The organism is Mongoliibacter sp., assembly GCF_007692705.1.
Classification (GTDB): domain Bacteria; phylum Bacteroidota; class Bacteroidia; order Cytophagales; family Cyclobacteriaceae; genus Mongoliibacter.
In genome coordinates this window covers 1-24,253 of the sequence record NZ_REBN01000104.1, presented here as the reverse complement: position 1 = coordinate 24,253, position 24,253 = coordinate 1, and the positions used below count along the sequence as shown (strand labels likewise).

The window sequence follows — 24,253 nt, the reverse complement described above, 5'->3', positions numbered from 1 at the left end:
AATTCAAAGCAGGCAATTTTACAACCAAGTTCCTGGAAAGCTTTGATTTCTCGCTTATTAAAAAATAAAAATCAGATTGAAATCAATTACTAAGCCGGTCCAATCGACCGGCTTTTGTTTTTTTATGATACTTTATTTGCTATGAACCATATTTTTACAGATGGTTTTGTTAGCAATGTATTTTTTCACGAAATTACTTTTCCCTAATAACCTCAAGCTGAAAAGTATCATGAGACTTCCGATTCTGTTTTCACTTCTACTCGTCTTTCTGGCAATTGTCAGTTGTAAGAATTCTGAGTCACAGGAAATATTCATTTCAGGTGAGGAACAGATCAGTTATAACTTTCATATCAGGCCCATTTTATCAGATAAATGCTTTGCATGTCATGGTCCTGATGCCAACAAAAGAGAAGCTGGACTGAGATTGGATATTGCAGAAGATGCATATGCAGCATTGCAAGAAAGTCCGGGACAACATGCTATTGTACCCAACAAGCCTGAAGAATCCCAGGTTTTTCTACGCATTAGTACTGAAGATCCGGGAGAGCGAATGCCTCCTCCGGAGTCTAATTTGATACTCAGCAATTCAGAAATTGAAATCATTAAAAAATGGATCAGTCAAGGAGCAGCTTATGAACCTCATTGGGCATTTGTAAATCCGACTAAGGCCACATTACCTCCAATCAAAAATAAGGAATGGGTTGAAAATGAAATCGATCACTTCGTTCTTAACAGATTGGATAAAATGGGCTTACAACCCAACCCGATTGCTGATCGTCCCACCTTGCTCAAAAGACTGAGTCTTGACATCACAGGGCTGCCCCCAACTGTCCAAATGATGCAATCTTTTGAAAAAGAAAAGGGGGAGAATAGCTATGAAGAATTGTTGGATTTTTTACTTTCTCAAGAAACTTACGGAGAGAAAATGGCTGCTTTGTGGATGGATATTTCCAGGTATTCCGACTCCTATGGCTATCAGGATGACAATATTAGAACCCAATGGCCGTACAGGGATTGGGTAATTCATGCTTTCAATAAAAACCTCCCTTACGATGAATTTATCACTTGGCAACTTGCTGGGGATATGCTACCCAACGCAAACAAAGAGCAAATACTTGCCACTGCATTCAATCGAAACCACAAATACACGGAAGAAGGCGGTGTCATCGATGAAGAATACCGCGTGGAATATATTCTAGACAAAACAAACACATACAGCAAGGGAATTATTGGGATGACCATGGAATGCGCCCAGTGCCATGACCATAAATATGATCCAATTTCTCAGAAAGAGTATTTTGAGCTTTATGCATTTTTCAACAACACTCCCGAAAAAGGGTATGAGGGAGATGTCATGCAATCAAAACCGGCAAAAACTCCTATTCTATGGATTGAAAAAGAAGATACTGAAAGCATACTGAAATTTATCAACCACAAAGACAGCAGCCGATTGATGGTTTCAGTAATGGAAGAGTTGGATAGCATTAGGCCAACATATATTTTAGACAGGGGACTTTATGATGCACCTACCGCAAGAGTAAACCCTGGAACGCCAATATCATTTTCAAAATTTGATGATAACCTTCCTAAAAATAGGCTAGGCCTGGCCAAATGGACAGTATCTAAAGACAATCCCCTTACCGCAAGGGTTTTTGTGAATCTAGTGTGGCAGGAAATTTTTGGTCAGGGGATAGTCAAATCAACTGGTGATTTTGGTATGCAAGGTGACCTCCCTTCTCACCCGGAACTTTTGGATTGGCTGGCAGTGGATTTCATGGAGAATGATTGGGACATCAAGTATTTGTTAAAAAAAATAATGAGCTCTGCTACATATAAGCAATCCTCTATAGTCAAACCCAAGTCTTTGGAGATGGATCCTGAGAATACCTATTTGGCAAGATACCCAAGATTGCGCTTGACTGCTGAAAACATACGCGACCTGGTTTTGGCAAGTTCGGGACTCCTTGTTAAGGAAATAGGTGGAGCCAGTGTCAAACCTTACCAGCCTAAAGGCCTCTGGGAAGCCTCCACCTCCGGAAGAGGGGAGCTTAAAACATATGTGCAGGACAGTGATGAGAAATTGTATAGAAGAGGTTTATATACATTTATCAAACTCACTTCTCCCCCACCCATGCCCATCATTTTTGATGCATCCAATCGAGACCAATGTGAAGTTAATAGAGGCAGGACGAATACACCTTTACAGGCTTTGGTTATGCTCAATGATCCTTTGGTGCTAGAAGCATCCGCTACTCTGGCTATGGATTTACTTCAAAAATATGACAATGCTGATCAAGCCATTACCGATGCTTTTGAGCGTATAATCTGCAGGAAACCTAAGAAAAATGAATTAGAAGTACTTGAAGCGTATTACCAAGAGGAAAAAGAGCGGTTTGCAAAGAATAAGCAAGCCGCTTCGGAAATGGTAAATGTGAGTAATTTCCCAATTTCAGAAAAAGAGTTACGAACTGATTCTGCAGCCCTGATGCAGGTAATCACCACATTATTCAATTTAGAAGAAGCTATAACAAAGATTTGAGATGGGAAAAGAGGAACTTGAACATGGCTTAAATCAGAACAGAAGAAAATTCTTATCCAAACTCAGTTTAGGGATTGGCAGTCTGGCTTTGGGAAGTTTATTGATCCCTGATTTGTTCAATAGAAAAAGTGCCGAAGAAGAGCTGTTTGATGCCTTACCCCATTTTGCTCCAAAAGCCAAAAGGGTAATATACCTTTTTCAAAATGGGGCCCCATCCCAATTAGAAAGCTTCGATTATAAACCTTTGCTTAACAAGCAAATGGGGCAAGAACTTCCCGAATCTATCCGCATGGGACAGAGACTTACAGGTATGACCTCGGGACAAAGCTCCTTCCCGTTAGTCGGTTCTTATTTTGGATTTCAACAGTATGGTGAAGCTAGGGCTTGGATTTCCGACCTTTTCCCACATACCTCGAAAATAGTTGATGATATCTGCATCATAAAATCCATGCATACAGATGCCATCAATCATGATCCTGCCCTGACCTTTTTCCAAACAGGTGCGCAGGTAGGAAATAGGCCCAGTATGGGAGCCTGGTTAAGCTACGGACTTGGCAGCGAAAACAGTAACCTTCCCGCGTTTTGTGTTTTGCTCAGCAGGGGAAAAGGAAATGGTCAAGGTGTTTATTCCAAACTCTGGACAAATGGTTTTCTTGATTCTATTCATCAGGGAGTACAGTTTTCTGCCAGTGAAGATCCAGTTCTTTATTTGGGAGATCCGGTGGGAATGTCCAGAGCGGATAGACGAAAAATGCTGGATAAATTGTCTGTTCTCAATCAAATGAGCTATGAGTCTGTGGCTGATCCTGAAATCATGGCCAAAATACAACAATACGAAATGGCCTTCCGCATGCAGACTGCTGTTCCTGAAGTCACTGATATTTCAAATGAACCAGACTCTGTCATCAAAATGTATGGACCTGATTGCCTAGTGCCAGGCACTTATGCCGCCAATTGCCTATTGGCAAGAAAACTCTCAGAAAGTGGGGTTCGGTTTGTACAATTGTACCACCAAGGTTGGGACCAACATGACAACCTTCCAAGGGAAATCATGGGGCAGGCACAAGATGTAGACCAAGCCTCAGCAGCCTTAATCAAAGACTTGAAACAAAGAGGACTCCTTGACGAAACTTTAGTCATATGGGGAGGTGAATTTGGAAGAACCAATTATTGTCAGGGAAAAATACAAGCAGACAATTACGGAAGAGATCATCATCCCAGGGCATTTTCCATTTGGATGGCTGGTGGCGGTGTGAAGTCAGGTATGGTTTATGGAGAAACAGATGAGTTTGGTTACAATATTGTAGATAAGCCTGTACATATACATGACTTTCAGGCAACAGTTCTTCACCTAATGGGAATCAATCATGAAAAACTCACATTCAAACACTTAGGGAGAAGATACAGGCTCACTGATGTACATGGTAAGGTGGTCAAAGATATTCTTGCTTAATGTCCTCAGCCATGTCTTTAAAATCCCGAATACTCCTTATTCTAGACTATTTTTTGATCATTATGCACAGTTTGATCATAGTCTTGATCATTGGCCAGGGCAGGATGGTTTTCCCTCCGCTACTGGAAGTTTTTGGAAGAATGCACCCCCTATTACTTCATTTCCCTATAGTATTGTTGATTTTAACTGCATTTCTCTTCTGGTTTCCCGATTCAATACCTTACCCTGCTTTCAGAAAGAATTTTTTACTTTTTTCCTTATTTTTCACAGGGCTGACCGTCATAGCAGGTTTTTTACTGAGTTCGGAGTCAGGTTATTCTTATGAAAACATCAAATTCCACCAATGGACAGCTGTTGCTGTGTTTTGGTTGGGCTCAATTTGGTATTGGGCCGAAAAGAAAGATAATTTTCTCACTTTAAAATTGCTCCCAACGCTGACACTTCTTTTGATAATTGTCACAGGGCACTTAGGCGCTTCTATAACACATGGCGATGATTTCTTACTAGAACCCCTAAAGACAGCCGCAAAGAATCCTCAGGTAGCGCTAGAAGAAGCTGATACATACACCCATATCATTAAACCCATTATGGAACAGAAATGCATCAGTTGCCACAAAGCTTCCAAACAAAAAGGTGATTTAAGGCTGGACGAAGCTAAATTCATATTAGCAGGTGGAAAGTCCGGGCTAAGTATTGATCCTACAGATCCAAAAGAAAGCCTTATTTTTAAAAGAATCCACCTCCCATTGGAGGATGAGGAGCATATGCCTCCAAAAGGAAAGATTCAGTTGGATGAAGAAGAAAAGCAACTTTTGTCAGCCTGGATATTGGAATCTGCACATTTTGATAAAAAAGTCACCGCTTTTGATGCTGAGGATAAATTTTTCTCTTTGGCAAAGAACTGGGTCGAAAGCAGGCAAAAGGTTAATTATGATTTTGAAGCGGCCGACCCTAAGAAAATAAAGTCCCTTAATGATGAATACCGTTTAGTAGAACCTATTGCTCCACAGTCACCCGCTTTGGCTGTTAGGTTTTTCGGGAAAAAGGAGTTTAATCCTGCCAGACTGGTAGAATTAAAAAAAATAGACGAACAAATAGTTTCTCTTAATTTAAGCCATATGGACTTGAATGATGAGGACATCAAAGTCATTGGTGGATTTAAAAATCTCGAAAACCTCAACCTCAATTTTACAGGAATAAGCGGACAAGCACTAGAACCCTTAACAAAACTCCGAAAACTCAAAAATCTTTCCCTCAGTGGAAATCCAATACAATCAGAGGGTCTGGACATCATCCAAAAAATACCTGCTATCAAGACAGTTTATCTTTGGAACACCCAAATTGAAGAAAAAGAAATTGAAAATTTCATTGCAAAAAACAGTCAAATAAAAATTGAAACTGGACACAGAAATGAGGGAGAAGCCATTGCATTGAACTCCCCGTTTATTGAATTTGACAATGTAATTTTTGAAGAATCAGAGAAAATCACACTTAGGCATCCAATCGGATCGGTAAGGATCCGCTATACCCTGGATGGAACAGAGCCGGATAGCCTCAGCATGGAATATAAAGAACCTATTATCCTAAAAGAAAGTACTGAGATTCGAGCCAAAGCATTTGCCTCTGGTTGGCTGGAGAGTCCAAGCGCAAAGAAACTGGTTTTTATGGCCGGAATAAAACCTGTTAAGTATAACTTGGTTTATGAACCAAACGAACAATATAAAGGAAAAGGAGTAGAAACACTTTTTGACCTTGTTAAAGGTGACGAAGATTTTGGTTCAGGAAAGTGGCTAGGTTTTCAACAGAATCCTTTTGAAGCTATCTTGAAATTTGACGCAAATCAAACAGTAAACAATATTTCACTAAGTCTATTGACAGATGAAGGTTCTCATATTTTCCCACCCTATCGCATAGAAATCTTTAAGAGAAACAGCTCAGGTCAGTGGGAAAATATTTTTCAGGAAAAACCAGAACAGCCTCTAGAAAACTATGGGAAACAAATGATATTGAAAAATATATCTTTAAAAAATGAAAATGTGATTTCCTCACTTAAAATCAAACTTAGCCCAGTTTCAGCTCTTCCAAATTGGCATCCCTCCAAGGGAAGTCAAGCTTGGGTCTTTATAGATGAAATATTAATAAACTAACCATGAAAAAGGCTTATCAACGCTATCTGGATCATTTACAGGCCAAGCTTGGGATTGTTTATGAGCAGGAAGAAAAAATTGAATTGGCTGCCTATTGGGTAAGTCAAAGTCTAGCCAAAAACGGATTCATTTATACCAGTGGAACAGGCCATTCCCATATGTTTGCAGAGGAGATTTTTTACCGAGCTGGTGGATTTGCAAGGGTAATACCTATTCTCGATGAAGCTTTAATGCTCCATAAAGATGCTTCGTATAGCACAGAAGTGGAGAGAAAAGAAGGTTATGCAGAAAAATTACTCAGATCTCATGACATAGGAAATTCAGATATCTTTATTATTTCATCCAATTCAGGAAGGAATACTGTCAGCATTGAAATGGCGATGTTGGCTAAAGAAAAGGGAGCCAAGGTGATTGTAATCACAAACCTCAAGCATACTTCTTCTGTAGCATCGAGGCATTATTCAGGGAAAAGGCTTTTTGAAATTTCCGATGTATACTTCGACAATGGAGGAGAAATCGGAGATGCTGCCGTATCCTTAGATGGTCTTGATTTTAAAGTGGGCGCCACATCCACAGTAATCGGTGTAAGTATCCTCCAATCTATTATGGTTCAAGCTACGGAGAATTTATTGCGTCAAGGTTGTATACCAGAAGTATTCAGCAGCTCCAATTCAGATGAAGGAGAGGAACACAACAATTTACTTATCCAAAAATATAAAGGTATCATCAAAGGTCTTTGAAGATCTTCTACCTTAACCCCCAAACTATACCCACAGATGCAAAGTTAAAGAAAGCAAAGTTATACACTTCTGATATTTCAGCTCCTCCTTCCAATATTCTGTAGCCTGCTTTGAGGTCAAAGTAATTGGAAACAGGAACCCTGACCCCTCCGAAAAAATCAAAAGCTCTCCCGGGGCCACCAGCCAAACCATCTCCTTCGATCATAGCTGTAAACCCTCCTGTATCATAACTGGCAAACAAGTGTAAAAGTGGTACAAAGCCAACATCATCTTTGAAATCTGTTGTTCCTCCTTGTGTAAGACTTACCCGTGCATCTCTGATTTTACCGGTGAAACCTACCCCCAAAATCCATTTTTCACTTTGAATCAAATCCCTACGGTAAGTCAGTCTATAGCTGTTGAATTTGTAAAAACCCTCAATTTCATTGTTGCCATCAAATTGGCTATTCTGGAAATTGATTGGGAACCCAGGAGTTCCCAGGTAATTGGCACTCAAAGGAGCATAAAGACCAAATACATGATTTTTACCAAAGCTGTACCCAGGTCTTATCCTCAAAGGAATCACAGGACCTTGGATTTGAAAGTCGGAATTAAAATCAAATGTAGTGCCCTGCTCATTCGGTATCCTCACCTCATTGTATCCTGGAAAAATAATTCCACTCTCAATATCCAAGCTAATTTGAGATTGAACCTGAAAAACCATAGCAAAAATAAAAAAACACAAAAGGTAAATTTTCATCAATAAGTTGTCCATAACCGTAAAACAAGTAGTTAGATTAATTGTTTAAATTAAATTACTTTTGCGCTATTCCATAAAATTCCGCCATGAAAATTTATATTTTAACTTGTATATTTTTTATTTTCATTATAAAAACCACTGATGCTCAAGAACATGCATCTGTTGAAAAATCTATCTGGCAGGTGCAGAGTCTATTGATAACAAAATACTTCAGTAATGAATCAAGATTAAAAAGGGACATGGCGCTCCGTAGTGAACTTGGCTTTAACTTTTCCTACCAAGACGGATTTTTCATGCAAAACCCTTTGTATGTCTGGAATCCATTTTTGAGAATTGAGCCAAGATATTATTACAACCTAGAAAAGCGTCTCCTGAAAGGAAAAAAAATTGCTAAAAACTCTGGGAATTTTCTTGCATTGACTACCACTTATCAACCTGATTGGTTTGTGATTTCAAATGAAGACGGGATTAGAGTAATTCCCAGTTTAAGCTTAATACCAACTTGGGGAATTCGCAGAAGTCCTACGAGGCATTTCAACTATGAAGCAGGAATAGGAATTGGATATGGATGGGAATATTATAGGGTTATGCCAAGAACTGTAGCAATGGGTGAAGTTTTTGTCAACCTTCACTTGAGGGTTGGTTTACAATTATGAGCCATCCCATTTGTCACATGCGCTCATGCCACCTCCTTTTCCGGAAGGAGTAAAAACACGCAACATTACCTTCCCTTCTATAGGAACTGGAGCAGAATACTGGGGAGAACTTGAAGTTACCCGAGTTCCATCTCGCGTATATCTGATGATCAACCCAGGTGTCTCTACATTAGCATGCATAAGGCCATCTTTGACAAATGTCCCTGGTTTAGGCAACCTGGTATTGAAGCCCCCAAAAAGAAAATCCAGCCTAGGTAATTCCCTTTGTCCAACCGCATTGGCAAACTTATTCCAATCTTCTTCCCTTGCAACTCTTCTGGATTCATGGTCAGAAATCGTACTCCAATCCGGATCACCAGCCCAAGCCCTTTCAACCAATCCCAGCATTTTAGGAAGAAGATAATATTCCATCATGTCTTGCCCCTTCACCGTCTCTGTCCAGAGCTGTCCAGATATTCCTTTGATGTTCTTCTTTCCCTCATTACTCAATCTCACCTTATTCCGTAACAATCCGTCAATGTCGATCGGGCGTCCATACATATCTGTATCATTGGAAATAAAGTGATTGAGAGGCACCATTTGCCATGATGTCTGTAAATTGACATGACCTGACCAAAGGTGACCAGGTTCGTCGGGATGCAAATCATAGGCAAGGTCAAAGTAAACATTGGATGAATTACTGACAATCACCTCATAGCCCTCATTAGCAAGCTGATAAGCCATATCCTCCCCACCCCAACCTGCTACAGCATTCCAGGCATGTACCCTAAAACCTGCATTAGCAAATTCCGGGTTTGGACGAGCTACTTTTTCTCCTTTTTCGCTTACTTCTATTTGCCCTATTTCTTCCCATCCTGCAACTTGGATATTTCTTTCGGCAAACATCTTACTAATTTTTTGGTAGAAATAATTTCTTAAATCATCAACAGTATTGATTTGCTCCGATTGCTGAATAAACTTTTCACAAATAGGGGAGGCCGTCCATGCCCCATGGGGAACCTCATCTCCACCCGTATGGAAGGTTTGTAAGGTAATGCCAGCCTGATCATACATTGCTGCAATTTCATCCACCACCTTTTCATAAAAGCCAAAGGCTGACTCCTGACAAATGCATATCGTATTGCCTCTAAAATTCTGTGCAGACAAATACTCTGATTGATCATCAAAATCTTCTAAAAGGTATTCCTTTGCTCCTTCCTCATCCCCTTCTTCCATTTTCTGATGGTACCTGGCTCTCATGGCTATGATGGCTGCACGGGAATGAGCAGGTACGCCTATTTCGGGAATCACTTCTATGTGCCTTTCTTGTGCATACTGCAAAATCTCTTTGAAATCTGCGGTGCTGTAATACCCTGTTCCACTTGGGGAATCATTTTTATCAGGTCCTGAACCATAATATGGCCATAAAAAATCTTTTTCTTCTCTGGAATGGCCTCTTTTACTTCCTATATCTGTGAGCTCCGGCAAACCGGGAATTTCAATCCTCCAACCCTCATCATTGGCAAGATTGAAATGAAATACATTCAATTTATAAAAGGCCATCAAGTCCAATAGTTTGAGTACGGCAGATTTGGATTGGAAATTCCTAGCCACATCCAAAAATAAGCCCCTATACTCAAACCTGGGTTCATCTTTGACTGTGATTCTTGGAAGACTCAATTCAGAAACCTTTTCAGAAAAAATATCTACAGGAAAAAGCGCCATCAAACTTTGAATGCCATAAAATACTCCTGGAGCTTCACTGGCTTCAATGATAACCTGATCATTTATTTTTAATTCATAGCCTTCCTTTCCCAAGTCAAGACTGCTTTTCACTATCCTAATATCCGCCTCTTCTTTTGAAACAGAAGAAATGCTTCCTTCGAAAATTCCTCCGAGTAACTTTTTCAAGTGTGTTTCCTGCGCTTCAAAATCTTCTGCTACATAAAAACTGATTTGAGCTGATTTTTCCCAATCACCATCCCCCCACTCATACTTTTTGGGTGTTGGTATTATTGGGCTAAACTCCCTACTATTTAACGTACTGAGGTTTTTATTTTCTTCAAATAAATGGTTTCCAGTAGGTATAGGCAAGGAGGTTCCTTTAGCAATTTTAGCCAAAGAGGGGATGTTCAACCCCTTTTTATGATAATTATTCAGGGGAAAACCTTGGTCAGGATTATTTCCAAAAACTATGTAGAGTGCTTCAGGTATATGACTGTTTTTAGTCAGAAAATTCCCTGAGCTGTATTCGAAAGAAAAATGTTCTCCCGGAGAAAGTATTGGGAAATCTTCCGAAGGCTTGATTCTGAAAAAATCTCCCGAAAGGTGTTCCATCACAACCTTGTCATCTGAGATTTCAGGGTTAACTGAAAGAAATACCGAATTAAAATAAATTTCCCAATCTGCTTTCAGATTTTGCTGACTTTTATTTGTAAGGGTAAAAGATGCTTTATGAAACTGTTCAGGCTGAATGGTGTTTTCAAGAATTTGCCATTCTACCTGAAGATCGTCTACAGCGAATTGTTTCTTCTCCGAAAAACAGGAAGAAATAAGGAATGAAACTACAAAAACAAGGAGGGCTGGGTAAAGCAATTGTCTCTTCATCCAATTAAGATAGTAAAATCAATGAGTTGAGAAAAAGTTAAACTTATATTTTATACTTCAAATCAGTAAAAGAACAATTCTGATTGTATATTTTTACACATTTCAAGATATAATATCACATAAAATTGTAATAGGAATATCTTATTATTTCACTTCTTTGAAGAACCGATTATTCCTGCAGTCCTTCTGATCCAACTCTAAACCTGGGCACCTAATTTAACTTCTTTTTCCCATCCATCCACTGATTTCATACAGCTCCTCAAAGTACAAAACCCACAGTTTCCGTCGAACTAATGATCTACTTATACTTTGAAGAAGATCGTATTGTAAAAGGAATTTTTAAATTCATACTTTATTTATATTTTACAACAAGTTTGATCCAATAAAAAAAATAATTTCCAAACCCAGCAAACTATGTCTACCCTTCAACCTTCTGGAGTTCCACTGCAGGAGAGGTATCTTGCCCTGGATGTTTTAAGAGGACTGACCATTGCCCTGATGATCGTCGTCAATACACCCGGATCCTGGTCACATATGTACGGTCCGTTTATGCATGCTGCTTGGCATGGCTTTACCATTACTGACTTGGTTTTCCCTACCTTCTTATTTGTAGTTGGCAATGCTATGAGTTTCAGTATGAAGAAGATGGAAAAAATGAATCAGGGCTTGTTTCTAAAAAAGGTACTGAAGAGGAGCTTTCTGATTTTCATCATCGGTTGGGGCTTGAATGCCTTCCCGTTTTTTGATCAGACAGAAAATGGAATATCCATGATCAATTGGGGAGATGTGAGGTTACTTGGCGTTTTGCAGAGAATAGCACTTTGCTACCTTCTGGCATCTCTTATTTTGTATTATCTCAGTAAAAAAGGTGCAATAATTTTCAGCGCACTCACTTTGATTGCCTATTGGCCTATAATGTACTTTTTTGGGGAGTCAGGTGACCCTTATTCCCTTACCGGCAACGCAGCCCTAAAGCTTGACCTTTGGATAATCGGGCCCAACAACTTATATGGAGGAGAAGGTATTCCTTTTGACCCGGAAGGTATTCTGAGTACATTCCCAGCCGTAGTGAATGTTATTGCGGGATACTTTGCAGGAAAATTTATCCAAAAAATGGGTAACACCACCAAGACTGTCAAATATTTATTGGTAGCAGGGTTAGTATTGATTGCATTGTGTTTGGCCTGGGATCCATTTTTCCCTATCAACAAAAAATTATGGACAAGTTCGTATGTGCTATTAACTGTGGGGCTTGACCTTATTTTGATTGCATTCATGATCCTGCTGATTGAAATTTTGCAACAAAGAAGCTGGACCTACCCTTTGGAAGTTTTTGGTAGGAATCCACTCATTCTCTATGTCCTATCAGGCATAGTCATCAGTATCATGTATTTTATCAGTATTGGAGATGAAAATCTAAAAGCATTTATTTATTCCAATGCCTTCACTAATTGGTTAAGTCCAAAAAATGCCTCGTTGCTATTTTCCATTGCCTATATGTTGTTGATCTGGCTTATTGGTCTTTGGATGGACAAGAAAAAAATATATATCAAAGTATAAAGTGAAGCCCGCGATTTGCGGGCTTTATATTATCCTTCAATTTCACTGACTAACTCAGCATACCAGTCTTCTCCGAACTTTCTTATCAGTGCATCTTTCAAAAACTTATAAATGGGCACCCCTAACTTGCTTCCTAAGGTACAGGCAGGACTACATATATGCCAACGGTCATAATTTAAGGCTTCGTATTGATCGTATTTGGTAATACGTATGGGATACATATGACAGGAAATGGGTTTTTTGAAACTAATTTTACCATCTAGGTATGCCTGCTCAATACCACATTTCAAGATTCCCTTTTCATCATAAAGGGCATAGGCGCATTCTCTATTATCACCTATAGTGGGTGTCCCTTTGTCACCATCTTTATCGATGACCCATGTACCCTCTTTTTCTATGACTTTTCTTCCCTCCTCAGTAATGTAATCTTTGACTATAGGATAGATTTCCTCGATAATTTTTGTTTCTTCATCTTCCAACGGTGCTCCAGCATCCCCTTCCACACAACAAGCTCCTTTACATTTTTCCAGATCACAAACAAAAAACTGTTCTTTGATATCATCACTGATGACGGCATTCCCTACTAATATCATTGTATTCAATTTAGCCTGTAAAGGTAAGAGGAATGTAAGCAGCAAAAAAGTCTAAATCTTTTCCTTTCTCCTTACATAAACATCCTTTTGCAGAGATGCTATCAGCTGTCCATTTTTGTCGACTACTTTACATGGAAAAGTAAACACTTTTTTCCCTTCCTGATCGACAACTGATTTTACATTAGCGATTTCTTCCTGAGAAAGAAAAAATTCTGCGTAAACAGTACCCTTTCCCGGCTTTACAAAATTGATCGAGGCAGCCTTATCCCAGACTATATAAGACTCTCCCAGATTTATCAATAAAATAAACATGAAAAAAGGATCGCACATGGAATAAAGTGATCCCCCAAAAGCAGTTCCCACCAAGTTTTTATTGTACCAAGTAAGCTTCAGTCTGACTTTGAAATAAGTAAAGTCTTCATTGTAGTCCACTACCCTGATTCCCGAAAAAAGGTAGGGAGGATAGATGTTCAAGAGCTTGATCAATCTCTTATATTTTTTGAATCTCTTATGCTGCATCCTTGTAATAAATTTTGAAAATGAAGATATGTTTCTTTTCGATGTCCACAAAAAAAGAGCCGTCCCGATTTCTCGGAACGGCTCAACCCAGCACTATGAAGAAAAGCTTATTAAAGCCTTCCGTAACATAACATGGTGCTGTTTAATTTGTTTATGGAAAATTTGAATTTTTTTTATTAAAATCTGAATTCATAACCTGCCGTGATGAATCTAGGAATCCCAACCCTTATTCCCTGAGGTCTTCTGGTAGCAATATACCTTTCATCAGTTAGGTTTTTGATGGTCAGGTTAAATCTTGAGTTCCACTTTCGGATATCATAATTGATTACAGCGTCAAAGACTGTATAGGCAGCTATCATACCAACTCTTCCATTCGGAGATGGCTCAACTGTGTTTAAAGGATCACCAAACTGATCTCCTACAAAATTCCCAACCAATCTTAACCCAAATCCTGACTCAGTCTGAAAGGTAAGAGCTGAGTTTACAAACCAGTTTGGCGCATAAGGAGTTCTATTTCCATTCACATTGGTTCCATTGATAAACCTATCTTCATTGAAGGTAGCCTTTACAAAAGTTGCATTGACATCATAGGTAAGACTTGATCTTCTCATACTAAACAACTTACTCAAATCCATAACTACCGCAGTTTCTACTCCTCTATTGAGGGTTGCGCCACCATTTATCAATCCAAATCCTACTCCTCCGGCAGACTCTGCTACAGGAATCACTTGATTTGTGAAATTCATTACGAATCCTGTTGCTTCCACAAATAACCATTTGGTTGGTTCTGTCCTGAATCCTAACTCATAGTTAACGCTTTGTTCTGCATCCAACTCAAGGACATCTCCGAGTGCGGTAATGGCATCTTTTGTCCTTGGAGGAGCATACCCTTTATGAACACCACCAAAAATGTTAAATGTATTCAATGGCCTGTAATTGAATCCAACCCCAGGGATAATTTCATGAATAACATTTGATGCGGTCAATACCGTATCTCTTATTCCGACTTCAGGAAAATTTCTTCTACGGATATCCCTTTCGTAATCAAAGCTTTCAAACCTTACACCCAAATTGATATCTGCTTTGGAAGTTACATTGATTTTATTTTGAGCATAAGCTGCAAAAGCATTTCCAGTCCTAACTTCATCTTCAACCAAGTCACCACTTTTCACTCCTGCTTTTGTCCCGTTCACCCTTTGTTCAAAGGCTCTCTCATATAAGTACCTAGCTCCTACGATCAGTTCATTAGAAGTATTGAAAAGTTTGTGATCAACTTCAAGTCTAGGCTCAATACCTGCGACTTCAAACTGTCTGTTTCTATTACCGGTTGAGTTCCTCATAAAAATAGCTCCTCCCGGCACTTCTCTGTCTCCCCATACTACTCCAGTCCAGTTTGATGGAGGGGTATTGTCATTATTGATCGTAAAATCCTGCCTATTCCAGTTTCTGGTAGTCCTATAACCATAAGCAATTGTTCTTAACCTGACGTTTTTGTTAAATCTGTACTTATGGCTAAAGCTTAAAGAATACCTGCTAACATCCAATTGATCATCCGGAGCCATTCTAGTAAAATCTTCACCTCCCCTATCAAACATCACCTGATTGAGCCCTATATATGTAGAGTTGGACACCTCATTATAAATTCCAACCTTCATTCCCAATTCAGATCTATCATTGAGACTGAACAATAATTTGGTGTTGAAGTCAGTGATATCAAATTCAGTCGGCCCAATATTATCAGCTCTTTTCTTCAAAAGATTGGCCTGAATTCCAGTATTTCCAAATGTATTTCCGTAATTGACCAATCCGGAAAAGAAACCTCCTTGACCACCTTGCACATACACAGAACCCTCTTCTTCCTGTGGTGGATTGGCAGTCACGTAATTGATTACTCCACCTATCGTCTGCGGTCCAAAAAGAACTTGTCCAGATCCCTTCAAAATTTCAACTCCGGCCATCCTATCCATTGCAGGCGTGTAGTACATTTCAGGTTCTCCATATGGAGAAAGGGCTACTGGAACACCATCTTCTAAAATAAGTACATTTCTACTTCTATCAGGATCAAGGCCTCTAATACCAACATTTACCCGCATTCCCAATCCTTCTTCATCGACAACATGTAATCCTGGAGATCTCCTCAATACTTCATTACCACTAAGTGGATTGATGGTCTGAATCTCTTTTTTATCAATATAAGTCACTGAGCCTGGCACCCTACTGAACACCCTATCCTTGCTGGCTATAACGGTTACTTCGGGCATCTCTACACCTGTTTCTTCAAAAACCAAGTCCACTTCACTCATTTGCCCACCTTTGACTGTCACCTTCCTTGTGAAGGACTTAAAACCAATAGCTGACACCTTAAGGGTATAATCACCGTCAGGCAAATCATAAATTTCGAATGACCCATCTATATTGGTATAAGTGCCTTTTACGGTTCCTACAACAAGAATATTTGCGTAAGGAATAGTCTCACCATCTACACTAGACACTTTACCAGATATAACCAATGTATTCTCCCCTGATTTTGGATCAGAATTATCATTGGAAAAAACAGGCGAATTACTTGAAAAGAAAAAGAGAATTGCGAAAACTCCCAGTAAACCTCTGAATTGCATATAAGCTTAAAGCTATTTAGATTTAGTATAAATTAACGTCACAAATGTATTTGTTATTTAAACTTAATCCAAATAAGGAGGGGAAGTTTCAATGATAAATATTTATCATTTCTTATACATAATAGAAATAATCTATAACTTAACTTCACAGCTCCAAAACCCACTTTTTCCGTCATTTATCTAATAATCATCTCCTTTCAATTGGTTCAAATATGACGGTATCTTTTGGCTAACCTATCCATCTAATTATCAAAGTACATGTACTCCTCTGAAAAATCAGATTTAACTCAAAAACCAATAACTGCGTAAAAGTATCGTCATTTGCATTAAAGGAGGGGCAGTATATCATCTAAAAACTTTCAAATTAAAAATCATGAGAGGTTTGGCTGAATTTCCTTTAATTTGCAAGGTGCAAGCCGACCTGTCGCTGTCCCGTCCCTGTAACTATCGGGATGAGAGAGAGGAAAGTCCGGGCAACATAGAGTACCATACTTCCTAACGGGAAGGAGTCAGACTGGTGACGGACTGATTACAGAAAGTGCCACAGAAAATATACCGCCCTGATCCCGATAGCTATCGGGACGGGGTAAGGGTGAAATGGTGGGGTAAGAGCCCACCGCCCTGATGGTGACATCAGGGGCAGGGTAAACCTTATGGGTTGAAAGACCAAATAGGTTCCGCACCGGATTAAATTCCGGAAAAGGCGGCTCGTCTTTCTGCGGAATGGGTAGGTCGATGGACCCCGGTTGTGAAGCCGGGGCTAGATAAATGACAGGTAATTCATTCATTTGGAATGAAGAACAGAACCCGGCTTATAGGCTTGCACCTTTTTATAAAGAATAAGATATGTCAAAAATTCTGATCATCGATGACGAAAAAGTCATCAGAGCAACGCTCAAAGAAATACTCGAATATGAAAATTACAAAATCTCAGAGGCTCAGGACGGAGAAGAGGGTTTAAAAATGTTGCAGGAAGAAGATTTTGATTTGGTCCTTTGTGACATCAAAATGCCTAAAATGGACGGACTGGAAGTTTTGGAACATGCTTCCCAAATGGATAAGCAGCCTCAGTTTATCATGATTTCGGCCCATGGCTCCATAGAGACAGCTGTAGAAGCAACAAAAAAGGGGGCATTTGATTTCGTTCCTAAACCACCTGACCTAAACAGACTTTTACTCACAGTAAGGAATGCTTTGGATAAAAAGAATTTGGTTTCAGAAACCAAGGTCTTGAAGAAAAAACTATCTAAAAAGTTGGATATGGTAGGCGAATCCCCGGCCATACTTCAAGTAAAGGATACCATTGAAAAAGTAGCGCCTACAGATGCAAGGGTTTTGATCACCGGCCCAAACGGTACAGGTAAAGAACTTGTCGCGCATTGGCTACATAAAAAAAGCAACAGATCCAATGAGCCTTTTATTGCCGTCAATTGCGCCGCGATACCTGCAGAACTGATTGAAAGTGAACTATTCGGACATGAAAAAGGCTCTTTCACGTCTGCTGTGAAGCAAAGAGTGGGTAAATTTGAGCAAGCATCCTCCGGTACCCTTTTCTTAGATGAAATTGGAGATATGAGCTTGTCTGCGCAGTCCAAAGTACTCAGGGCGCTTCAGGAACATAAAATCACAAGAGTTGGAGGGGACAAGGATATTAAGGTAGATGTGCGAGTACTTGCTGCTACCAATAAAGACCTTAAAAAGGAGATAGAAGATGGTAATTTCAGAGAAGATTTGTACCACAGGTTAAGTGTCATTTTGATTCAAGTTCCGGCACTAAAGGATCGAAAAGAAGATATCCCTTTGCTCATTGAGAAATTTTTGGATGATATCGCTAAAGAATATGGCACTGCACAAAAAGACATCTCACCAGAAGCCACAAAAGAACTTCAAAAATTCCCATGGACTGGAAACATCAGAGAACTGAGAAACGTGGTGGAGAGATTAGTGATACTGGGAGAAAAAACAATCAGTCTGGATGATGTAAAAAAATATGCTGACTATTAATGGTCAGCATATTCATTATCCTTTAACTTCAGCGTTCTCTATTACCTTTGCGTAGGCAGGACAAGGTTTACTTGCCGCACAGGAGCTTAGCGCCAAAACTCCTAAAGCCATTACTACGATTGCTATCTTTTTCATACTATTTTAATAAACTACGATCAAATATGTTTAATTATAAAAGGAATACAAAATTAATTAACCATTAAATTACACCCTCTTATTTCAGAATTATCTATTCTTCCCAAGATTTCCAGGAATCCGTTTTCGTCAAATTTTCCCAGGTCCTGCGTCTCAATAAAAGCACAACTGTGGAAGTTGGCAAGATCAATTACATTGATCCCACCTTGTTTGCGTTTTGAATAAGCAAAAGGGTCATTCACATCCCTTAACATTACGTGCATAGTATTCGGAAGGATATATTTACCATCTCCTTTTGAATAAGCCTGTGACATCAATTCTGTCATTCCGTATTCCGAATGAATTTTTTCCTGATGGAATTTATTTTTCAAAACCTGATGCACTTCTTCTCTGATCATCTCTTTCCGGCGTCCTTTCATACCTCCAGTTTCCATAATCACGAGTTGAGGAATTTCAGGAATATCCAAGTTACTTTCTGCTAAATCCAACAAAGCAAAAGTCACTCCTAATAAAAGAATCTTACCGGACTTACCGGATAATTCTTTTAGGTTTTTTACCAAGTCCTTATGATTATAGAGATAAAAACCAGAATGCTCAGAACGGGATTGATCTATAAAATATTGTGCCATACTTACCAAAGAGCTTCCTTTTCTTTCTAAGTAAGCCGGTAACAAAGCCAAGACATGATAATCGCGAATGTTGCCATATTCTTTTTCGAACAGGCGTAAAGCATGTTGCAGGTAAAACTCCTCTGACCAAAAATAATGTCTACTCGTAATCGTGCCAGTAGTTCCACTGCTTGAATAAAATTCCAGAAAATCACTTTCCTCCCCACATACTATTTTATGGTCTTTAAAAAACCTGATCGGCAGAAAAGGAATTTGATCTAATGACGATACATTTTCTACATTTATTCTCCTGGCTTCTATGTAGGATTTATAAATTTTATTGTGTTCCGCCTGGAAACGAAAGAGCTTCAAAGCCTTATTTTCAAAAATATTTCCATCTATTGTAGGTATATCCTGTTGAAAACTTTTGAAATATTTAGTCGTTTTATAATTTGTCATTGTAAAATTGATCAATTTTACCCCAATTCCGCAAGATTGTAAATTTATGCCAGCATGAGCAGTGTGAAAAATTATATTTACTTATTATTTATTGCTTCTTTCTTGATTTCCTGTGTTTCCCCACCAGAAAACTTCCCTTCTGTACCAGAAATTACTTTTAGAGATATGGCTTTTGCCAGTTCATCTGGCGCCGACTCTTTGATTGTTAAAATTGGGTTTAGAGATGCTGAAGGTGATCTAGGTTTAAATCCTACTGATGTAGACCCTCCTTTTCAACCGGTAAATTTTCTGAGAAACAATTCAGGAAATTTAATTGTATACTCTCAAAGGCCAGCTTCGGCACCTTCGTTTAACCCAATAGATTGGGTGATTAACCCAATTGTAAACAACGTCATTGTAAGAGATACTGTTCAGGTAGAGCAAAACGAAGATCACAATAATATTTTCGTGAAATTTTTCATCAAAAGAAATGGGAGTTTTACTGAATTCCGCTGGCAAGACCCTCCTTTTTTCACCACCTTCAATGGACGTTTCCCTAGAATCCTTAACAACAATCAGGGTCAACCTGTAGAAGGTGATTTGCAATACGCTATGCTTTCATTTGGTTGGGAATCTATTTTCAGAAATGATACCATTCGAATAGATATTCAGATTCAAGATCGTGCACTCAACAGGAGCAATATCGTTTCTAGCCCAGAAGTCACTCTTAATCAAATTAGAAGAACATCCAGATAAAAAAAGCCCCATGTAAACGGGGCCTTTTCACAATATGATTTTTCTATATTTAAATTTAAATGGCAGGGAATTTATCAGGGTTTGATTCGTGCATGATACCATACACTTTTTCTACCACATCATCCACGGAAGGTTTGGAGAAATAGTCACCGTCCGAGGAGTAAGCTGGCCTGTGTGCATTTGCCGCTAAAGTAGCTGGTTCAGCGTCCAGATGGTAATAAGCTTTTTGTTCCTCTACAACTTGCTGCATCATATATGCCGAAGCGCCACCAGGGACATCCTCATCTGCGAACAAAACCCTATTGGTTTTCTTTATAGACTCCACAATACTGTGGTCAACATCGAATGGTAACAAGGTCTGCACATCTATAATTTCAATGTCAATCCCCATCTGAGCAAGTTCAACAGCCGCTTCTTCCATGATTCTACACATGGATCCATAAGTAACCACTGTAATGTCGTCACCCTCACGAATAATTTCTGGCTGTCCCAAAGCAACTTTATATTCTCCTATGTTAGCTGGCATTTTTTCTTTGAGCCTATATCCATTCAGACATTCGATAACCAAAGCCGGCTCATCAGATTGCATAAGTGTATTATACATACCCGCTGCTTGTGTCATATTTCTAGGCACACATAATAGCATTCCACGCAATGAATGCAATAACATCCCGATTGGTGAACCGGCATGCCACACACCTTCTAGTCTATGCCCTCTCGTCCTAACAATCAAGGGAGCTTTTTGACCACCTTTAGTCCTATAATGCAAACTGGCCAAGTCATCAGAAAGTGTCATCAGCGCATAATGGATGTAATCTAAATATTGTATCTCAGCCATTGGGCGCAGCCCTCTTAATGCAGCCCCTATGCCCTGACCTATAATAGTCACCTCACGGATACTCGTATCTGTTACTCGTGATTCACCATACTTTGCCTGTAATCCGGCAAATGCCTGATTGACATCACCTATTTTTCCTACATCCTCCCCAAATGCCAAAAACCTTGGATCAGTTTCAAGCAGGTTGTCAAAACAGGCCTGCAAAACCTCTCTTCCATCAACCAATGGGGCTTCTTCATCAAATTCAACTGCTACTGCTTTCACCTTGGCACTACTGAATTCAGACTGGGAATACAGATGGCTGCTATACCTATCTTCATTCAGCTCCTGCTGGATTTCATACCAGGATTTAAGATCTGCCTTTACATCTTCTGCATCTGTCCTCATCACCCATAGAGCCCTCCTTACAGAAGAAATTACATCTTTTCTAATTGGATTGAGTGTTTTGGAAAGTTCTTCAGCAATGCTTTCAACAACCTGCTTATGCTGTGATTTTGCTCCAGCACTTTTTATCAAATCTACTGCTTCTTTAAGCTCATTTTTGATGTCATTGGAAAAGGCCTGCCATGCAGCATCTTTTTCTTTCTTGGCATAAGCCTTCGCTTCTTGCCCGATTTGATCCAATTCCTCTGCGGTGGCTACTCCATTTTCCAGGAGGTATTTCCTGAATTGATCAAGACAATCAAACTCTTTTTCCCATTCAAGCCTCTCCTTACTCTTGTATCTTTCATGCGATCCTGAAGTGGAATGACCTTGTGGTTGAGTTACTTCAACTACGTGGACCATTACAGGCACATGCTCTTCTCTTGCGATCCTGGCAGCATTTTCATAAGCCCTGTCTAATGCTTCATAATCCCATCCTTTAACCACAAAAATCTCGTATCCTTTTTCGTCGTCGTTTCTCTGAAGTCCTTTTAGAATTTCAGAGATACTACCTTTAGTAGTATGGTATTCGTTAGGTACAGAAATTCCGTACCCATCATCCCAAATAGAAATGACCATCGGCACCTGAAGCACACCTGCTGCATTGACTGCCTCAAAAAACATCCCTTCAGAAGTGGAAGCATTTCCAATTGTTCCCCAAGCAACCTCATTTCCATTATTACTGAATTGAGTCATGGATTTCAAGCCTTCATTATCCCTGTACAGCTTGGAAGCATAAGCCAAACCCAATAGCTTAGGCATTTGACCGGCAGTAGGAGAAATATCTGCAGAAGAGTTTTTCATCTCCATTAGGTTTTTCCAAGTACCATCATCGTTCAAAGATCGGGTAGCAAAGTGACCGTTCATTAACCTTCCTCCTGATGCAGGATCAGCCTCCACAGAAGTATGGGCATATAATTGAGCAAAATATTCCCTTATGGTAAGTTGGCCAATAGCAAACATAAAGGTCTGATCCCTGTAGTATCCTGCACGAAAATCTCCATCTTGAAAATGTCTTGCCATCGCAATTTGAGCAAGTTCTTTTCCATCTCCGAAAATTCCGAATTTGGCTTTACCCATAAAAACTTCTTTTCTGCCCATAAGAGATGCATGTCTGCTCTCCATCGCTAAGCGATAGTCACTTAAAAGTTGTTGTTTGCTTAGGGTTTTTTTCCTTTTATTTTTCGAGAATGTCGCCACTTTTGTCATTTTTAATAATCTGATAAGCTATTTTGGGTTATAATCACTTCTGTCGCAAGTATTTCAAAAATAGAGATTTTTCACTTTCTAACAAACTCCAAAAGAGAATAATTTTCAAATTTTTCCATAAAAAATTTCGATAATAAGACGTTTTTTTTAAAATACCGATATTTTATTTTGTTAAAATATAAAAAACACATATTATAGAAAGCAAACATAAAATTATGCCATATAATTGCTATAACAATACATTGAAATTGAATGCTCAAAATTTTCGAGTTTTTAAAAGATTAATTCAAAATTTTATTAATTATTATAATATTAAACAGATGTTAATTTTGATTTATATCCATTTTCTTATTCGAATCAAAATAATGATTAGATTTTGTACCGATTCTCCAAGCCATTATTATATTTGCGCAATCGATTTAAAAACCCAAATTTTAGCATCATGATAATAGGTGTTCCAAAGGAAATTAAAAACAACGAAAACAGGGTAGCTTTAACCCCTGCTGGTGCCACAGAACTCGTTAAGAGAGGTCATCAGGTATTTGTTCAACATACAGCAGGTGAAGGAAGTGGTTTTCCAGACGATGAGTATACAGCAGCAGGTGCAGCTATTCTTCCTACAATAGAAGATGTGTATGCTATTGCTGAGATGATCATAAAAGTGAAGGAGCCGATCGAGCCTGAATACAAACTGATTAAAGAGGGTCAATTGTTGTTTACATATTTTCACTTTGCTTCTTACGAACCCCTGACCAAGGCAATGGTAGAAAGCAAAGCTATTTGCCTGGCTTATGAAACGGTTGAAAAAGTAGACAAAAGTCTTCCTCTTTTGGTACCTATGTCAGAAGTAGCCGGTAGAATGTCTGTGCAGAAAGGTGCTAACTACCTTGAAAAACCTTTGAAAGGTAGAGGTATACTATTGGGTGGTGTACCGGGTGTATTACCTGCAAAGGTGTTAATCCTTGGTGGTGGTATAGTAGGAACGCAAGCTGCATGGATGGCAGCTGGCCTTGGTGCTGATGTAACCATTATGGATGTATCCATCCCAAGGATGAGGTATTTGGCAGATGTGATGCCTGCTAATGTTAAAACCATGATGTCCAATGAGTACAATGTCAGAACAATGATCAAGGATTCTGATCTGATCATAGGAGCAGTATTGATACCAGGTGCAAAAGCACCTCACTTGATTACCAGAGACATGCTGAAAGACATGAAGCCTGGAACTGTACTTGTGGACGTAGCTGTAGATCAAGGAGGTTGTATTGAGACTTGTAAACCCACTACTCACGAAAACCCTACTTATATCATCGACGATGTAGTTCACTATTGCGTGGCTAATATGCCTGGAGCTGTTCCTTACACTTCTACCCTAGCACTTACCAATGCTACATTACCATATGCCATACAGTTGGCTGACAAAGGCTGGAAAAAAGCTGCCCGTGAGAATGCAGAATTGGTTCCTGGATTGAATGTGATTCACGGCGATATAGTTTACAAGGCTGTTGCTGAAGCATTTGATATGGATTACGTTCCTGTAGAAAAATATTTGATGGGTTAAATTTCAAATTTATAAAGTAAAAAAGGCCTCTGAAATCATATATTTTCAGAGGCCTTTTTATTTAGTACGTACCTTGTTTATTGAATTATAACTTCTTCCGAAGCGTAGCTATATCTGCTTTTTTGACCACC

At 39.2% G+C, this 24,253-nt stretch carries 16 protein-coding genes and 1 other RNA gene; 10 read left to right on the top strand and 7 right to left on the bottom strand.

Annotation, left to right across the window (positions count from 1 at the left end):
• Nucleotides 1–229: 229 nt before the first annotated feature.
• From EA341_RS04210 to EA341_RS04195, 4 genes are read left to right on the top strand one after another with little or no spacing between them, the layout of a single operon-like run.
• Nucleotides 230–2,539, top strand: coding sequence for a PSD1 and planctomycete cytochrome C domain-containing protein (locus EA341_RS04210; RefSeq protein ID WP_293011608.1), 2,310 nt, complete (start codon nt 230–232; stop codon nt 2,537–2,539).
• Between the two features lies 1 nt (nt 2,540).
• Entirely contained in the window at nt 2,541–3,992 is a 1,452-nt protein-coding gene (locus EA341_RS04205; RefSeq protein ID WP_293011606.1) for a DUF1501 domain-containing protein, read from the top strand.
• A gap of 11 nt (nt 3,993–4,003) precedes the next feature.
• Nucleotides 4,004–6,139, top strand: coding sequence for a c-type cytochrome domain-containing protein (locus EA341_RS04200; RefSeq protein ID WP_293011605.1), 2,136 nt, complete (start codon nt 4,004–4,006; stop codon nt 6,137–6,139).
• Nucleotides 6,140–6,141: 2 nt separating this feature from the next.
• The gene (locus EA341_RS04195) at nt 6,142–6,879 is read left to right on the top strand and encodes an SIS domain-containing protein (protein WP_293011603.1); all 738 of its coding nucleotides are present in this window, start codon (nt 6,142–6,144) and stop codon (nt 6,877–6,879) included.
• A gap of 7 nt (nt 6,880–6,886) precedes the next feature.
• Here EA341_RS04195 and EA341_RS04190 read toward each other — a convergent pair whose 3' ends face one another.
• Nucleotides 6,887–7,618, bottom strand: a complete 732-nt coding sequence (locus EA341_RS04190) for a hypothetical protein (RefSeq protein WP_293011601.1) — start codon at nt 7,616–7,618, stop codon at nt 6,887–6,889.
• An 86-nt stretch (nt 7,619–7,704) separates the two neighbouring features.
• On the opposite strand from EA341_RS04190, the gene EA341_RS04185 reads away from it, so the two are divergent.
• Complete coding sequence (locus EA341_RS04185; protein WP_293011599.1) at nt 7,705–8,274, top strand: hypothetical protein; 570 nt, start codon at nt 7,705–7,707, stop codon at nt 8,272–8,274.
• On the opposite strand, the gene EA341_RS04180 is transcribed toward EA341_RS04185, so the two are convergent.
• Nucleotides 8,269–10,860 (bottom strand): family 20 glycosylhydrolase, encoded by a 2,592-nt coding sequence (locus tag EA341_RS04180; RefSeq protein ID WP_293011597.1) that lies wholly within the window; start codon nt 10,858–10,860, stop codon nt 8,269–8,271. The genes EA341_RS04185 and EA341_RS04180 overlap by 6 nt on opposite strands.
• A gap of 414 nt (nt 10,861–11,274) precedes the next feature.
• Between EA341_RS04180 and EA341_RS04175 the strand changes: the two genes are divergently transcribed.
• Nucleotides 11,275–12,420, top strand: a complete 1,146-nt coding sequence (locus EA341_RS04175) for a heparan-alpha-glucosaminide N-acetyltransferase domain-containing protein (protein ID WP_293011595.1) — start codon at nt 11,275–11,277, stop codon at nt 12,418–12,420.
• 29 nt (nt 12,421–12,449) lie between these two features.
• Here EA341_RS04175 and EA341_RS04170 read toward each other — a convergent pair whose 3' ends face one another.
• The 3 genes from EA341_RS04170 to EA341_RS04160 all read right to left on the bottom strand — a co-directional run bounded on the left by EA341_RS04170 (nt 12,450) and on the right by EA341_RS04160 (nt 16,150).
• Nucleotides 12,450–13,013 carry a DUF3109 family protein gene (locus EA341_RS04170; protein WP_293011593.1) on the bottom strand — a complete coding sequence of 188 codons (564 nt, stop codon included), beginning with the start codon at nt 13,011–13,013 and terminating at the stop codon, nt 12,450–12,452.
• A 51-nt stretch (nt 13,014–13,064) separates the two neighbouring features.
• Entirely contained in the window at nt 13,065–13,532 is a 468-nt protein-coding gene (locus EA341_RS04165; protein ID WP_293011591.1) for a DUF4442 domain-containing protein, read from the bottom strand.
• A gap of 176 nt (nt 13,533–13,708) precedes the next feature.
• Entirely contained in the window at nt 13,709–16,150 is a 2,442-nt protein-coding gene (locus EA341_RS04160) for a TonB-dependent receptor (protein WP_293011589.1), read from the bottom strand.
• 408 nt (nt 16,151–16,558) lie between these two features.
• On the opposite strand from EA341_RS04160, the gene rnpB reads away from it, so the two are divergent.
• Together rnpB and EA341_RS04150 are read left to right on the top strand one after the other, a co-directional pair.
• Nucleotides 16,559–16,981: RNase P RNA component class A (gene rnpB / locus EA341_RS04155), an RNA gene on the top strand.
• Between the two features lie 15 nt (nt 16,982–16,996).
• Entirely contained in the window at nt 16,997–18,154 is a 1,158-nt protein-coding gene (locus EA341_RS04150; RefSeq protein ID WP_293011587.1) for a sigma-54 dependent transcriptional regulator, read from the top strand.
• A 188-nt stretch (nt 18,155–18,342) separates the two neighbouring features.
• Here the strand turns inward: EA341_RS04150 and EA341_RS04145 are convergent, their stop codons facing one another.
• On the bottom strand, nt 18,343–19,356 hold the full coding sequence (locus EA341_RS04145; RefSeq protein ID WP_293011585.1) for an acyl transferase: 1,014 nt from the start codon (nt 19,354–19,356) through the stop codon (nt 18,343–18,345).
• Nucleotides 19,357–19,410: 54 nt separating this feature from the next.
• On the opposite strand from EA341_RS04145, the gene EA341_RS04140 reads away from it, so the two are divergent.
• Complete coding sequence (locus EA341_RS04140) at nt 19,411–20,091, top strand: hypothetical protein (protein ID WP_293011583.1); 681 nt, start codon at nt 19,411–19,413, stop codon at nt 20,089–20,091.
• Nucleotides 20,092–20,146: 55 nt separating this feature from the next.
• Here EA341_RS04140 and EA341_RS04135 read toward each other — a convergent pair whose 3' ends face one another.
• The gene (locus tag EA341_RS04135) at nt 20,147–22,561 is read right to left on the bottom strand and encodes a thiamine pyrophosphate-dependent enzyme (protein WP_293011582.1); all 2,415 of its coding nucleotides are present in this window, start codon (nt 22,559–22,561) and stop codon (nt 20,147–20,149) included.
• Nucleotides 22,562–23,003: 442 nt separating this feature from the next.
• On the opposite strand from EA341_RS04135, the gene ald reads away from it, so the two are divergent.
• A complete protein-coding gene (ald, locus tag EA341_RS04130; protein WP_293011581.1) occupies nt 23,004–24,122 on the top strand; it encodes an alanine dehydrogenase in 1,119 nt (372 codons plus the stop codon).
• Nucleotides 24,123–24,253: the final 131 nt, after the last annotated feature.